The organism is Hyalangium minutum (assembly GCF_000737315.1).
Taxonomy (GTDB): domain Bacteria; phylum Myxococcota; class Myxococcia; order Myxococcales; family Myxococcaceae; genus Hyalangium; species Hyalangium minutum.
Map to the genome: position 1 here is coordinate 179,550 of NZ_JMCB01000003.1, position 13,926 is coordinate 193,475.

General features: G+C 68.4%; 11 protein-coding genes. 8 read left to right on the plus strand and 3 right to left on the minus strand.

The window, feature by feature from the left end; all coding sequences use genetic code 11:
- Positions 1–3 precede the first annotated feature (3 nt).
- Positions 4–1,686, minus strand: a complete 1,683-nt coding sequence (locus tag DB31_RS07440) for an ABC1 kinase family protein (RefSeq protein ID WP_044184541.1) — start codon at positions 1,684–1,686, stop codon at positions 4–6.
- A 313-nt stretch (positions 1,687–1,999) separates the two neighbouring features.
- On the opposite strand from DB31_RS07440, the gene DB31_RS07445 reads away from it, so the two are divergent.
- Positions 2,000–2,665, plus strand: a complete 666-nt coding sequence (locus DB31_RS07445; protein ID WP_052419786.1) for a phosphatase PAP2 family protein — start codon at positions 2,000–2,002, stop codon at positions 2,663–2,665.
- Here the strand turns inward: DB31_RS07445 and nhaA are convergent.
- Positions 2,608–3,948, minus strand: a complete 1,341-nt coding sequence (gene nhaA, locus DB31_RS07450; RefSeq protein WP_044184544.1) for a Na+/H+ antiporter NhaA — start codon at positions 3,946–3,948, stop codon at positions 2,608–2,610. The two genes, DB31_RS07445 and nhaA, sit on opposite strands and share 58 nt — an antisense overlap.
- A 162-nt stretch (positions 3,949–4,110) precedes the next feature.
- Between nhaA and mutS the strand changes: the two genes are divergently transcribed.
- From mutS to DB31_RS07465, 3 genes are all read left to right on the plus strand, one after another.
- Positions 4,111–6,870, plus strand: coding sequence for a DNA mismatch repair protein MutS (mutS, locus tag DB31_RS07455; RefSeq protein ID WP_044184547.1), 2,760 nt, complete (start codon positions 4,111–4,113; stop codon positions 6,868–6,870).
- A 27-nt stretch (positions 6,871–6,897) separates the two neighbouring features.
- Positions 6,898–7,662 carry a DUF3592 domain-containing protein gene (locus DB31_RS07460; RefSeq protein WP_044184550.1) on the plus strand — a complete coding sequence of 255 codons (765 nt, stop codon included), beginning with the start codon at positions 6,898–6,900 and terminating at the stop codon, positions 7,660–7,662.
- 93 nt (positions 7,663–7,755) lie between these two features.
- Complete coding sequence (locus DB31_RS07465; protein WP_044186109.1) at positions 7,756–9,453, plus strand: N-acetylmuramoyl-L-alanine amidase; 1,698 nt, start codon at positions 7,756–7,758, stop codon at positions 9,451–9,453.
- A 44-nt stretch (positions 9,454–9,497) separates the two neighbouring features.
- Here DB31_RS07465 and DB31_RS07470 read toward each other — a convergent pair whose 3' ends face one another.
- Entirely contained in the window at positions 9,498–10,250 is a 753-nt protein-coding gene (locus DB31_RS07470; protein WP_240486576.1) for a TVP38/TMEM64 family protein, read from the minus strand.
- A gap of 314 nt (positions 10,251–10,564) precedes the next feature.
- Between DB31_RS07470 and DB31_RS07475 the strand changes: the two genes are divergently transcribed.
- Genes DB31_RS07475 through DB31_RS07490 form a run of 4 tightly spaced genes read left to right on the plus strand, consistent with a single transcriptional unit; the run spans position 10,565 to position 13,911 of the window.
- On the plus strand, positions 10,565–11,002 hold the full coding sequence (locus DB31_RS07475) for a general stress protein (RefSeq protein WP_044184555.1): 438 nt from the start codon (positions 10,565–10,567) through the stop codon (positions 11,000–11,002).
- Positions 11,003–11,041: 39 nt separating this feature from the next.
- A complete protein-coding gene (locus DB31_RS07480; RefSeq protein ID WP_044184558.1) occupies positions 11,042–11,380 on the plus strand; it encodes a hypothetical protein in 339 nt (112 codons plus the stop codon).
- Between the two features lie 33 nt (positions 11,381–11,413).
- A complete protein-coding gene (locus DB31_RS07485; RefSeq protein WP_044184561.1) occupies positions 11,414–12,616 on the plus strand; it encodes a hypothetical protein in 1,203 nt (400 codons plus the stop codon).
- Positions 12,613–13,911 (plus strand): cation:proton antiporter, encoded by a 1,299-nt coding sequence (locus DB31_RS07490; RefSeq protein WP_044184564.1) that lies wholly within the window; start codon positions 12,613–12,615, stop codon positions 13,909–13,911. Before DB31_RS07485 ends, DB31_RS07490 begins: the two co-directional genes overlap by 4 nt.
- The last annotated feature ends 15 nt before the right edge of the window (positions 13,912–13,926 follow it).

Below are 13,926 nucleotides of genomic sequence, written 5' to 3' on the forward strand. Positions count from 1 at the left end.
CTTCTACCGGCGTTTCTTGAGCCAGCGGGTCACGCTGACCTTCCGGAACCGGCTGCCGAACAGGTACCAGGTGAACGCGCCCCCTGCGAGCGCTGCTGCGAGGGCAATGGCCACGATGCCCAACACCGGCACACCGTCGTACATCCACGGCTTCGGCGCGAACGCAATGAATGTGCCCACAATGAACCCGCAGGCGCACAAGCCCAGGAACGCGATGATGGCCAGCGTCCGCAGGTTCTCGTTCAGCTTGTCGAACTGATCCTCGCGCAGCGTCACCGTGAACTTCCCGGCCTCCAGATCCAGCAGGATCTGCGAGAGCTGCGTCGGCAGGTCCGTGGCCAGCGACTGGAACCGCAGCAGCGTCTTCATCAAGCCGCCCTGTAGCTGGCTCGGATCGTACCGCCCCGCCAGAAGTTCCTTCGCGTACGGCAGCACCACCTCGAGGATGTTCATCTCAGGGTACAGGCTCCGGAGCATGCCCTCCGTCGACACCGACGCCCGGCTCAGCAGCGCGTACTCCTTCGGAATCCGGATCTTGTACTTCACCGCCAGGTCCAGCAGGTCTCTCAGCAGCGTCCGCGCGTCCACCTGTCCCAGCGTCGTCGGCAGGTGCTGACCCAGGATGCCCTCGATGTCGTTGCGGAACCCCACGAGGTTCGCTCGCGAGTCCGGCACCCCCATCCGGTACAGGATGCGCGCCACCGAGTCGCTGTCCTTCAGCGCCACCGCCAGGCACAGCATCACCAGCGTCTCCTGCATCGGCTTCGTCAGCCGTCCCACCACCCCGAAGTCCAGCAGCGCCAGCCGGTTCCCCTCCAGCAGCAGGAGATTTCCCGGGTGCGGATCCCCATGGAAGAGGCCGTCGTCGAACAGCTGCCGGAAGCTCGCCTCGATGATGTGCTTCGCGAGTTCTTTCCGTTCGTCCTCGGACAGCTTCGCCTGGCTGATCTTCACCCCGCGGATGAACTCCAGCGTCAGCACCTTCCGGCTCGACAGCTCGTCGTACACCCGGGGGATCTTCAGGTACGGCCGGTCCTCGTGGTTCGCCAGGAACGCCCGGATGTTCGAGGCCTCGTTCACGAAGTCCAGTTCCTCGTGAATCGCCTTGTCGAACTCGTCCACGATGCCCGTCGGCGTGTAGACGCCTGTCTCCTCGATGACCGCCTCCAGCAGGCGCGCCAGCGAGCGCAGCACCGTGAGATCCGAGTCGATCCGCTGCGAGATCCCCGGCCGCTGTACCTTCACCACCACCTCGTCCCCCGACAGCGTCACGGCTCGATGCACCTGGGCGATCGAGGCCGCCGCCAGCGGGACGGGATCGATCGTCGCGAACAGGTCCTGCACCTCCTTGCCCAGGGACTCGCGGATCTGCTCGTGCACCTGCTCCAGCGGGATGGGCTCCACTTGATCCTGCAGCAGGGACAGCTCATCCACGAACTCGGCCGGCAGCAGGTCTCCGCGCGTGGACAGGATCTGCCCCAACTTCACGAACGTGGGGCCCAGATCGTTGAGCATCATCCGGAAGCGCCGCGCCGTCGACGCTCGCTGCGTTTCCGGCGACACCTCCACCTTCTCCCGGCGGCCCAGCATGCGCCACAGCCCGGCACGCTCTGCCACATCGGCGAAGCCAAACCGCGCCGCGATGACGGCGATCTGACGGACTCGATTGAGGTCCTGGAGGATCACGCGCCGTGCACCTTCCCACGGGCTCGCAGCGCCCGCAAACGGTCAGATTCACACAGGGCAGGCGAGTGCGCGGAATTGCTCAACGGCTACCGGTTCACAGCGGGCTCCAGGTACGGGGCACCCCAGTCTGGGCTCACAGGTCGCGGGCCCCTCGGCTCGGCGCGGGTCCCCCCGTCAGCGGACGGGTCCTCCCGCGCCGGCCGTCCCGCTCTCCCTCGGTCCACGGGATGTGGGCACACCGTTGTTCCGGAGTGGCCGCGTTCCTACCATGGCCCCCTGGGCTCCCGGCTGTACGGAAGGACGGCACGCAACGATGCGGTGGCTCTCGTGGCTCACTCAGCACCAGCTCGGACGGCTCGTCTCCGCCGTTGCCATCATTTTTGCCAGCATCCGCTGCTACGCCTGGCTCAACCGCCTCCTGCCGCCTCGCTTCGACTTCACCACACCCCTCGACACCGCCATCCCGTTCCTGCCCTGGACCTATCACCTGTACTGGAGCTTCTTCCTGCTCCTCCTCGTCGCGGCCTGGCAGCTTCGCTCCGATGAGTACGCCCGGAGTCTGCGGGCTGTCCTCTGGGTCGTCCTCGTCTGCTTCTCCGGCTTCGTTCTCTTCTCTGCCCACTACCCACGCCCAGACGTCGACACCATCGCCTCCCCGTTCTGGCGCGAGGAGTTCCGGTGGATGTGGGGCCATGACAAGCCCGGCAACACCTTCCCCAGCCTTCATGTGGCCATCACCGTCCTCGGCACCCGCATCCTCTGGCGCCGCAGGAGGAGCCTCCTCTGGATCCTGTGGGCCACGATCATCTGCCTCTCCACTCTGACCGTGAAGCAGCACTTCATCGTGGATGTCCTCGGCGGGGCCCTGGTGGGCCTCGCCGTCCATACGCGGGTGTTCCGAGAGAAGGCTTCGTCACCCGATCAGGCTGGCGAGGGCGCCGCCACCTTCGGCGCAGGGCCGAAGCGCAGCAGCAGGTAGCCCACCACCGCCGACAGCAACGAGCCCAGCAGGATTCCCAGCTTGGCCTCGGCCAGCAGGTTCGGATCGCTCGGGAACGCCAGTGTCGCCACGAAGAGCGCCACCGTGAACCCAATGCCCGCCACCACCGCCACCCCGTGCAGCTGTGAAACCCTCGACCCTCCAGGGAGCGGTGACACCCCCACCTTCACCGCCACGTAGGTGAACAGGAAGATCCCGACCTGCTTGCCCACGAACAGCCCCACGATGATTCCCAATGGCAGCGGCTTGGCCAGGTCCGCCAGCGACATGCCCTCCAGCGAAATCCCCGAGTTCGCCAGCGCGAACAGCGGCACGATCCCGTATGCCACGTATCCGTGCCACAGGTGCACGAAGCGGTTCAGTGGCGGCTCGATGTCCTCCAACTGCTCCTCGATGTAGAGCAACTGCGCGCTGCGCACCGCCTCGTCCTCGGGCTCCTCCACGCACCGGGTGATGTAGGAGGACAGCTCGGTGAGGACCTCCCGCCCCCGGCGTACCGGTACCGCCGGGATGAACATCCCCAGCATCACCCCCGACAGCGTCGCGTGGATCCCTCCGTGGTGCATCGCGTACCAGAGCACTCCGCCAAGCAGCAGGTACACCATGCCGTTGCGCACGTAGAACCGGTTGCACACCGCCAGCACCACCGCCACGCCCCCCGCCGCCATCAGCCACTCCCCGTGGAGCCCTGTCCCGTAGAAGAGCGCGATCACGATGATGCCGCCGATGTCGTCGAAGATCGCCAACGCCGTCAGGAACACCACCAGCGCGTGTGACACCCGCGCCCGCACCAGCGTCAGGCACCCAATCGAGAACGCAATGTCCGTTGCCATCGGGATCGCCCAGCCTGCCGCCGCTGGCGTCCCCGCGTTGAAGATCAGGTACAGCCCCGCAGGCACCAGCATGCCCCCCAACGCCGCGATCAGCGGCAGCAGCGCCCTCGCCGGCGTGCGCAGCTCTCCGGCGGACAGCTCTCGCTTGATCTCCATCCCCACCAGGAAGAAGAACAGCGTCATCAGCCCGTCGTTGATGAACTCCCGGAACGTGAACGCCCCGCGCGACCCGGACAGCTCCAGCGCCATCGGCGCGTCGAACAGCCCCGTGTAGCTCGAAGCCCAGGGCGAGTTGGCCCACACCATGGCCGCCACCGCGCACAGCGCCAGGATGATGCCGCTGCTGGCCTCCAGCCGGAAGAAGGCCTGGAGCGGCGCGATCGCGACCTTGAAGAGGGCAGGGACAGGGGGGGGCGGGCGTGGCTCCATAGGGGGGGTAGGTTGCCCTCCTGCCTGCCGTGCGGAAACCGATTTCGACACCCATGAACTGACGACGTCCACCGGGGGTGTTACAGGTGCGTTTCAGGTGACGTAAGGGGTAGGACGCTCGCGCGTTGATCCTGGGCGCGGGGCGTGAGAGAAGGGGAAATCATGGGTGGAACGCAGGTGAAGACAGCCAAGGGCGCCAGCGCCGAAGTCGCTCCAGAATCCAACCTGGAGGGTATGGAAGCCAAGGCCGAGCCAACGGGGGCACGGGAGATTGCCTCCCTGACCCCCATGATGCGCCAGTATCTGGAGCTCAAGGCGCTCCACCCGGACACCATCCTCTTCTTCCGGCTCGGGGACTTCTACGAGATGTTCTTCGAGGACGCCATCCGCGCCTCGGAGTTGCTCCAGATCACCCTCACCGCGCGCGCCAAGGGCAGTGAGAAGGTGCCCATGTGCGGCGTGCCCTACCACTCGGCCCGCCGCTACATCGCCCGCCTCATCGAGCAGGGGCTCAAGGTCGCCATCTGCGAGCAGATGGAGGAGCCCGGCAATGGCCCCGGCATCGTCAAGCGCGAGGTGACGCGCATCATCACCCCCGGCATGGTGCTGGACGAGGAAGTGCTCGAGCCGCGCGCCAGCAACTTCCTGGCTGCCGTGCACTGGGCCGAGCGGGGCTTCGGCGCCGCCCTGCTCGAGGCCTCGACCGGCGAGTTCTTCTCCGTGGAGGTGGCCACCGCCCAGGAGCTGGTGGAAGCCCTGTCTCGCGTGGACCCTCGCGAGCTGCTCGTGCCCGAGGGGCAGCGGTCTGCGGCCGAGGTGGCCTTCCTCACCGCGCGTCTGCCTCGCACCCCTTCGGTGACAGAGCTGGACAAGGCCGCCTTCGAGGCTCCGCGTGCGGCGCTCTATCTGAAGGGCCATTTCTCGGTGGCCTCGCTGGAGGCCTTCGGGCTGGCGGATGCGCCCCTGGCCACCGGCGCGGCGGGCGCGGCCCTGCGCTACCTCAAGGACACCCAGAAGACGAACGCCGCGCACGTGGATCGGCTGAGCCGCCTGGAGCGCGCCGGGCATCTGCTCATGGACGAGTCCTCGCGCTCCAACCTGGAGGTGCTCAAGACGCTCCGGGATGGCGCTCGCAAGGGGAGCCTCCTGGGCGTGCTGGACCGCACTGCTACCAGCATGGGCGGCCGCAAGCTGGCTCGCTGGCTTGCCGCGCCCCTGTGTGCCCTGCCGGAGATCCATGCCCGTCTGGATGCCGTGGAGGAGCTGGCTCAGAAGAGCGTCTGGCGCGAGGAACTCACCACGCTCCTCAAGGAGGTCGCGGACCTGGAGCGGCTGTGCGGACGGCTCTCGCTCGGGGCCGGCAATGCTCGCGATCTGCGAGCCCTGGCCGTGTCGCTCGCGCAGCTGCCCAAGCTGTCCGCCGCGCTCGCTCGGTGCTCGGCACCGCTGCTCAAGGCCCTGGCGGGTCCGCTGAGCGCTCTGCCGGAGCTGGCAGAGCTTCTTCTGCGAGCCGTGGTGGATGAGCCGCCGGTGACGATCAAGGAGGGTGGCCTGTTCCGCCAGGGCTTCCACGCAGAGCTGGATGAGCTGGTGGCGCTGTCCACCTCCGGCAAGGACTACCTGCTGAAGCTCGAGGCGCGGGAGCGGGAGCGGACGAAGATCTCCTCGCTCAAGGTCCGCTACAACAAGGTGTTCGGGTACTTCATCGAGGTGACGAACAGCAACAAGCACCTGGTGCCCAAGGACTACATCCGCAAGCAGACCACGGTGGGGGGCGAGCGCTTCATCACCCCCGAGCTCAAGGAGTACGAGGAGAAGGTCCTCACCGCAGAGGAGCGTCGCTGCGCGCTGGAGCTTCGCCTCTTCGAGGAGCTGCGGGCCCAGGTGGTTGCCGCCGCCCCGCGTATCCGCTCGGCCGCCGAGGCCGTGGCCACCAGCGATGCGCTCCTGTCCTTTGCGCGCTGCTCCGCGGAGTACGGCTACATCCGGCCCGTGGTGGATGACTCGGACGTGTTCTCCATCACCGCCGGGCGCCATCCCGTGGTCGAGCGCGTGCTGAGCGCGGGCGAGTCCTTCGTCCCCAATGACGTGCAGATGAGCTCGGGCGAGGCGCAGATCCTCGTCATCACCGGTCCGAACATGGCCGGTAAGAGCACGGTGATGCGGCAGGTGGCGCTCACGGTGCTCATGGCCCAGGCGGGTTGCTTCGTCCCGGCCAAGGCGGCGCACATTGGCCTATGCGATCGGATCTTCACCCGCGTGGGCGCCGCGGACAATCTGGCGCGCGGACAGTCCACGTTCATGGTGGAGATGACGGAGACGAGCCACATCCTTCACCACGCCACGCGCAAGAGCATCGTGATCCTGGACGAGATCGGCCGTGGCACCTCCACGTTCGATGGGCTCTCCATTGCCTGGGCAGTGGCTGAGCACATCCACGACAAGCTCGGCGCGCGCACGCTGTTCGCCACGCACTACCACGAGCTGGTGGACCTGGCCCGAGAGAAGCCTCGGGTGAAGAACCTGTGCATCGCGGTCAAGGAGCACGGTGGCAAGGTGCTCTTCCTGCGCAAGCTGGTGCCCGGCGGTGCGAACCGTTCCTACGGCATCGAGGTGGCCAAGCTGGCCGGCTTGCCCCAGGAGGTGGTGGCCCGCGCTCGGGACATCCTCCAGAACCTGGAGTCCGGGGAGCTGGATGAGGCAGGGCGTCCTCGCGCTGCGGTCCGCCGGGGTTCCCGCGTGGCGGCTGGGCAGCTCGGGCTCTTCGGGGGAGAGGCGAGTGGGGGAGCAACGCCGGAGGTTCCCGCTGTACCCCCCGCGCAGCAGAAGGTGCTGGATGCGCTGCGCAACACCTCGCTGGACACCACCACGCCGCTGGAGGCCCTCAACCTCCTGGCACGGCTCCAGAAGGAGTTGAAGTAAAAGGGGGCGAGCCAAGGAGGCCGCCTCGTGCAGTTCGCCATTCCTCACGCGCCCCGGCGTGTCCGCTTTTCCCAGGTGCCCGGCGCCGTGGGAAGGCTGGTGCGCACTGTCATCCTTGGGCTCCTGTTCATGGCCGTTGTCGGCGCGGGGGCTGCCTTCGCTGGGCGCTTCTTCATCAAGGAGCGCGACTTCTTCGCTCGGGCCGAGGAGGTGGAGGGGTTCGTCGCGAGCAGCAAGCTGCCGCCCCCGGAGAAGCGTGTCGACGCTGAAGCCACCCTGGAGGTGCTCTACAGCGTCGACGAGCGGCAATACACCGTGAACGGCGTGCGCACCGCCGCTGAGTACGCCGAGGGGCTCGGCCGGGGCGCACAGGTGAAGCTGCTCGTGGACCCGAGCCAGCCGGACAAGCCCCGCGAGGCTCAGTTCGCTCGTGCACAGTCCGGTGCCATCAACCTGCTCCCGTGGGGGTTGGGTGTTGGGGCGCTCGGCGCCGTGGTCCTGTTCCTGCGCGAGCTGCGCCGCACCATCCGCGCCGAGCTCGAGCCCCTGCGCCGGGGTGATCTGGTCTGGCTCACGCCGGATGGGCCTCTGCCTGAGACTCGCAGCGAGACCGTCTTCCCCGCCTCCTACTACCGCAAGGATGTGAAGCACGCCGTCCGCGCCCGCGCCCGCCCGGGCCGCGCCCCGGTGCGCAATGGAGCCAAGGTGCTCGCCGCGGTGATCCCCCGCGAGCAGGACTGGGTCCGCGTCATCGACGAGGATCTGGCCCGTACCCTCGGCTGGATTCGTTGAGCCGCGAGGGCAGGGGAGAACCGAAAATTTGCGGGTGCAAGGAGCCCATGACACACATCTGTAGCTGTCGATCCCCGTGTGTCCGGAGGCTTCATGCGCGCTCGCCTCGCCCTCTTCCTGCTGCTGCTGTCGAGTGTCGCCTCCGCGGCGAAGCGGGATGCGGCCGAAGAGGCCTACCAGGAGGCGCGCACGGCCTACTACGTCCTCAAGGGAGACGCAGTGCGGCGCAAGCTGCGCCACCACTGGCTCAACGTCGCCCGCCGCTTCGAGGCCGTCGCCACCGACCACCCCAAGAGCCCTCGCGCACCAGACGCCCTCTTCACCGCCGGCGAGCTGATGAACGAGCTGAGCCGGATCTCCTTCCTCCTGGAGGATCTCCAGTCCGCCGCGGGCGACTACTCGAAGGTTGTCGAGAACCACCCGCGTCACCGCCTCGCGGATGACGCCGCGCTCTCGCTGGCCCGCATCTATCTGGATCGCCTGGACCACCCCGATGCCGCTCGCCGCGTCATCACCGACAGCCTCGCCAACAACAGCAAGGGTGACCGGGCCCGTGAGCTGAAGGAACTGCTGGCCTCGCTGCCCACGCCCAAGACGCCGCCCCCTCCCGCTCGCAAGCCCGCCGCGCCCGCTGTTGCCGAGGCGGCTCCTGCTCCCGCTGCGCAGCCGGATGCGTCCAAGGCGGGAACATCGCTGGTGGATGCCATCTCCAAGCTGGCGCGTGAGTCGGGACCCACCAACGCGGCTCCTGCCCCCGAGGCTCAGGATTCCAAGGCCAGCAGCGAGGCTCCGCGCGTCGTCGTCATCACCCCGATGAAGACGGCTGAGGCGCCCGTGCCCACCGCGAAGGACTCGAAGGTGGCGGCCACGCCCGCCGCTCCGGCCAGTGCGCCCGCCCCGGTGGCGGTGACGCTGCCCTCCAAGCCGAAGACCGAGCCGGTCGCTGTCTCCGTGGTGAAGTCTGCTCCCGAGCCCACCGTGGTGCCCGTGAAGCCCGCGCCCTCCAATCCCGTCCTGGACCCGCACATCGCCGAGGCTCGGATGAAGACCGCCGCGAAGCTGTCGCGCCGCGCGGAGCTGACGCTCGTCGAGCAGCTCGGCCTCAAGGTCCGCCGCGTCATCATCGATCCCGGCCACGGGGGCCACGACACGGGCGCCATCGGGAAGAACGGGACGCGCGAGAAGGACATCACCCTGGCCATCTCCCTGAAGCTCGCCGAGGAGCTCAAGGAGCGCGGCCTGGAGGTCATCCTCACCCGCGAGGACGATCACTACGTCCGGCTCGAGGATCGCGCCCAGTTCGCCAATGAGTCCCGCGGCGACCTGTTCATCTCCATCCACTGCAACTCCGCCGCGAGCTCCAAGCTCCACGGCGTGGAGACGTACACGCTCAACATCTCCGCGGATCGCTACTCCATCCGGCTCGCCGCGCGCGAGAACGCCTCCACCGAGAAGGGCATCAGCGATCTCCAGTTCATCCTCGCGGACCTGGCCACCAAGGCGAACACCGGCGAGTCCACCCGCCTGGCCTCCCAGGTCCAGAAGAGCCTCGTGGGCCAGCTGTCCAAGGAGTATTCGGACATCAAGGATCTGGGCAACAAGGAGGCGCTCTTCTACGTGCTGCTCGGCGTCAAGATGCCCGCGATCCTCGTGGAGACCGCCTTCCTGTCCCACTCCGAGGAGGAGCAGCGCCTGGGCTCCGAGGCGTACCAGGACAGCGTGGCTCAGGCGATCGCCCAGGGCGTGGAGGAGTTCCTCGGGGATCGCAACAAGCTGGCCAAGGTCGATTGACCGGCGAGTGAGGCCCCTCCGCCGGTCCCTCGGCCCTCGCGTCCTCACGAGATGGACGGCAGCCCGTCCTTGCGGTTCAGCGAGAAGTCGTGAGGCGTGGAGGGAGCCGGAGGAGGCTCGGGCAGCTGCGGCTCCGGTCGCGGCATGGGGACCGGCGCGTTGAGATCCCTGTACACGCGGCGGCCGAGGAAGGCCCCCAGCACCAGCGAGATGAACAGACCGATGCCGGACACCAGGGTCATGATCGTCCGCCCCTGGGCCAGTCCACTCCCGAACTGCACGATGAGGAACGTGCCGGGCAGAGTGCCGACCATGATTCCCGCGATGGACGGCCAGAAGCGCGCCCCCGAGGCCGCCGCCGCCGCCAGCATCATGTCCGTGGGCAGCAGCGGGTTGATGCAGGTGAGCAGGGCAAACTGGAAGTCATGCTTGCTCGCGGCGCGGGACAGCGCCTCGTAGTGCTCGCCGGCCAGGCGCTTCATCGGCCGTACGCCCAGCTTCCGGGCAATCCCGAACACCACGGTCGACGCCAGGAAGCTCCCGATCAGCGCATAGACCGTGCCCATCAGCGTGCCGAACACCATGCCGCCTACTGCGGCGAACAGCGTGCCCGGCAAGAGCGTCAGCGGGCGGAGGGCCAGGGCAAACAGGTACGCGAACGGGGCGGCCTTGCCCATGGGCTCAATGAAGTCGCGGAGCTGGCGCTGGTCGATGACATCCGGTCCCAGCAACCTCAGCAGCAGCAACCCGCCAATGGACGCCCCCACGGGTGCCAGGACGCGCAGCCACTTCTTCACCCCGCCTTTCACGCTCCACCTCCCCGACATGGACCGACACAAGTGCCCGCCAGAAGGTGCTCCTTGTTAGGGAAGAAGCAATAGAGGCCCGGATGTTCTCAACACAGAAGCATCCTGCCGGGCAGGCATCAGCTCGGCCAGGACGCCTAGCAAGCCTGACAACCTCTCGTAATCATTGGGATTTGAGTGCGGTTTGTCGGGTGGTGACGGCTGGCGGTGTACGGAGCTTGCTTGCATCGGGGCGCTTCCGTCCCAAGGTTTCAGGCAAGGGGCACCGTGCGAGGCGTCGGGCAGTAACGAGAGGAGATGGCGATATGTCGGACAAGGACAACAAGGGCAGCATGACGGTGGCGGAGGCGGGGCGTAAGGGTGGCGAGACCGTTCGCAACGAGCGAGGTCGTGAGTTCTACGAGACCATCGGTCGTAAGGGCGGTGCGACGGTCAAGGCCGAGCGGGGCCGCTCCTTCTACGAGGAGATTGGCCGCAAGGGCGGCGAGACCGTGAAGGCCGAGCGGGGCGCCAAGTTCTACGAGGAGATCGGCAAGAAGGGTGGCGACCGCGTGAAGGCCACCCGCGGGCCGAACTTCTACGAGGAGATTGGGCGCAAGGGTGGGCAGAAGGTGAAGAAGCTCATCGAGGAGGGCAAGCGCGCGGCCCGCGCGGCCATGGCCCAGTCGGAGAAGCCCGCCGAGGAGCCGGCCGCGCCTGCGGCCCCCGTGGCCGAAGAGGGCCAGGAGCCTCATCGCGAGTAGCTGCGTGACGCAGGGACACGGACCCGGTAAGAGGGGTGTGTGTTCCTCGTCATCACGCTGCTGGACCAGGTAGAGCAGCTCGAGCGGGCGATCCGCCGGCTCCGGGATTTTGGAATTCCGGAGCCGCTGGTGGTCCGTGCTCGGAGCGCGGCGGCCGCCCTGTCGGCCGAGGTGCCTGTCTTCGCGGGCCTGCGCAGTCTGGCGCTGGGCGCGGACGAGGATCGGCTTCTGCTCTTGAGCTTGCTGCCTCAGCCCAGCGCGGAGGAAGCCGAGCGGCTGATCCAGCGCGTCCAGTTGGAGATGGACGCGGACGAGCCCCCCATGGGGCGGCTGGTGGCGCTGCCGGTGATCGCGGCCCCGCTCTTTCGCCGACCGTGACGAGGGCGCCCGGGCGGTGTAAGCACGGGAGCCATGCAGGCGCTGCTCGTCTTCCTCGCCATCGCGGCGCTCTCATTGCTTGCTTCAAGCCGGATCCTGCTGGATCCCAGCCGGTTGCCCGGTGTGGCCCAGCTGGCGGCCAGCGGGCTCACTTTCCTCGTCTTCGGTATCCTGCTGGGGCCGGGGCTCGTGGGTGTGCTTTCCCCGGTGGATCTCCAGGGGCTCCTGCCCGTGGTGTCCCTGGGGCTCGGCACGGCCGGCGTCATTCTGGGGCTGAACCTGGAGCCACGGCTCTTGCGGCGGCTGCCCCGGCCGGTGTTCTTCGCCGCCCTGGCTCACTCCGGGGTGGCTTTTCTTTTTGTCGCGGTGCCGCTGTCGGGCGCCATGCTGGTGACCACCCGGCTGCCCTTCGCGGCGGTGGTGGGCGGCGCGGCGCTGCTGGGCGCGGCGGCCAGCTTGTCCTCTGGCCACTTCGCGGTGATGGGCTACCGGAGCGGGCGGATGGAGCGCTCGCGCGGGCTGGCCGTGGCGCTGCTGACCATGCTGGATGACGGGGTGGGGCTGATGGTGCTGGCCTTGGCCCTGGTGCTGGGCGCGGGGGCCAGCGTGGCCGAGGGCGTGGGGTTGGTGGCCCTGGCGCTCCTGCTGGGCGTAATGTGCGGCGCGCTGATCGCTTTCCTCACGTATGCACTGAAGGACGTGGCCGAGCTGACGGCGGTGATGCTGGGCGGCGTGGCGCTGGTAGGCGGCGCGGCGGCGTACCTGCGCGTGTCAGCGCTGCTGGCGGGCGTGGCCTGCGGGGCGACGCTGGCGCTGGTGGGCGGCCGGGCGGTGGAGCAGGTGGCGCGGGCGCTCGGGCGCTTCGAGCGGCCCACCTATTTGATGATGGTGTTCCTCGCGGGCTGCTTCGTGCAGGCGCGCGACGTGGACGCGTGGGTGCTGCTGCCGGGGTACGTGGCGCTGCGGTTCCTCGGGAAGGTGTGGGGCGGCTCGCTGGCGCAGCGCTTCGCGGCGAACACGCTGGATCTGCCCTCTCAGCTCGGCTTCGCGCTCATTGCCCAGGGTGGGCTGGCGCTGTGCCTGGTGGTCCAGTACCTGCTGCTGGTGCCTGGGCCGCTGTCGCAGCACATCTTCGACGTGGTGGCCCTGGGCGCGGTGGTGAACGAGGTGCTGGCGAGCCGGGCCTTCCGGCAGGTGCTCGATCCGCACAGGCGGGCCCGGGAGGGCACGGCATGAAGGGCGCGATCATCCGCTTGGGGCTGCTGGTCATGCTGCTGGCGGGCATCTCCCGGGTCCAGGAGTGGCGCGTGGACACCGGCAACTCGGTGATGCTGGCGGCCGGGGCGCTGCTGTTGTGCGGGCTGTTCGCGGGCAAGGTGGCCAAGGGCGTGGGGCTCCCGCGCCTCACGGGCTATTTGCTGGTGGGCGTGGTGGTGGGGCCCTACGCGCTGGGCTTCATCCCCGGCGAGGGCGTGAAGGGGCTGGAACTGGTGAAGGGGCTGGCGGTGAGCCTCATCGCCCTGGTGGCGGGCACGGAGCTGCACCTGGGGCTCATCCGCCGGGTGGGCACGAAGGTGGCCCTGCTGTGCACTGCCGTGTGCGGGGTGACGTTCGCGGTGTGCTTCGGGGCGCTGTTCGCGCTCAGGCCGCTGCTGCCCTTCCTCGCGTCCATGACGGTGCCGCAGGCCCTGGCCACGAGCGCCCTGGTGTCCACCGTGGTGGTGTCCTTCTCGCCCACGGTGACGATCGCCATCGTCCAGGAGACCTCGGCGCGCGGCCCCTTCACCGAGTTCCTCATGGCCCTGGTCATCATCGGCGACCTGTTCGTCATGGTGGCCTTCGCGCTGGCGGCCGGTGTCACCCGCGCCAGCTTCGGCGGGGGCTTCGATCTCAAGGGGCTGCTGGGCGGGGTGGGGTGGGAGCTGTTCGGCTCGGTGGGGGTGGGGGCGCTGCTGGCGGTGGCGATGCTCATCTACATGCGCCGGGTGAACCGGGAGCTGCCGCTGTTCCTGGTGGCCCTGTGCTTCGCGGCGGCCGAGGGCGGTGCACGGCTGCACTTGTCCCCGCTGCTGGTGTCGCTGTCGGCCGGGGCATTGATCGCCAACCTGGACGAGCGCGAGAGCCAGCGCATCCACCACGCCATCCAGATGGCGGGCCTGCCCGTGTTCGCGCTCTTCTTCGCGGCGGCGGGCGCGGGGTTGAAGCTGTCCACGCTGGTGACAGTGGGGCCGGCGGCGCTGCTGCTGGTGGCGCTGCGGGCGCTGGCCATCCACCAGTCCTGCCGCCGCTTCGCGCCCGTCGAGGACCCCCGGCTGCGGCGCTACCTGTGGATGGGGCTCATCTCCCAGGCGGGCGTCACTTTCGGGCTGGCGGCGCTCATCTCGCGGACCTTCCCAAGTTTTGGGCCCCAAGTGGAGGTGCTCATCGTCGCGATGATTACCACCCACGAACTGGTGGGCCCCGTGCTTACCCGCCGGGCACTGGAGCGCAGTGGGGAAGCGCGAGGGGACGAACGCCCGCAGACAGCGTAAGCTAGGCGTTTCAGG

Bases quoted from the DNA above. Each gene is read 5' to 3' on its own strand.
- mutS (WP_044184547.1), top strand. From the start codon at position 4,111: ATGGGTGGAACGCAGGTGAAGACAGCCAAGGGCGCCAGCGCCGAAGTC.
- DB31_RS07485 (WP_044184561.1), top strand. From the start codon at position 11,414: ATGCAGGCGCTGCTCGTCTTCCTCGCCATCGCGGCGCTCTCATTGCTT.
- DB31_RS07445 (WP_052419786.1), top strand. From the start codon at position 2,000: ATGCGGTGGCTCTCGTGGCTCACTCAGCACCAGCTCGGACGGCTCGTC.
- DB31_RS07465 (WP_044186109.1), top strand. From the start codon at position 7,756: ATGCGCGCTCGCCTCGCCCTCTTCCTGCTGCTGCTGTCGAGTGTCGCC.
- DB31_RS07475 (WP_044184555.1), top strand. From the start codon at position 10,565: ATGTCGGACAAGGACAACAAGGGCAGCATGACGGTGGCGGAGGCGGGG.
- DB31_RS07490 (WP_044184564.1), top strand. From the start codon at position 12,613: ATGAAGGGCGCGATCATCCGCTTGGGGCTGCTGGTCATGCTGCTGGCG.
- nhaA (WP_044184544.1), bottom strand. From the start codon at position 3,948: ATGGAGCCACGCCCGCCCCCCCCTGTCCCTGCCCTCTTCAAGGTCGCG.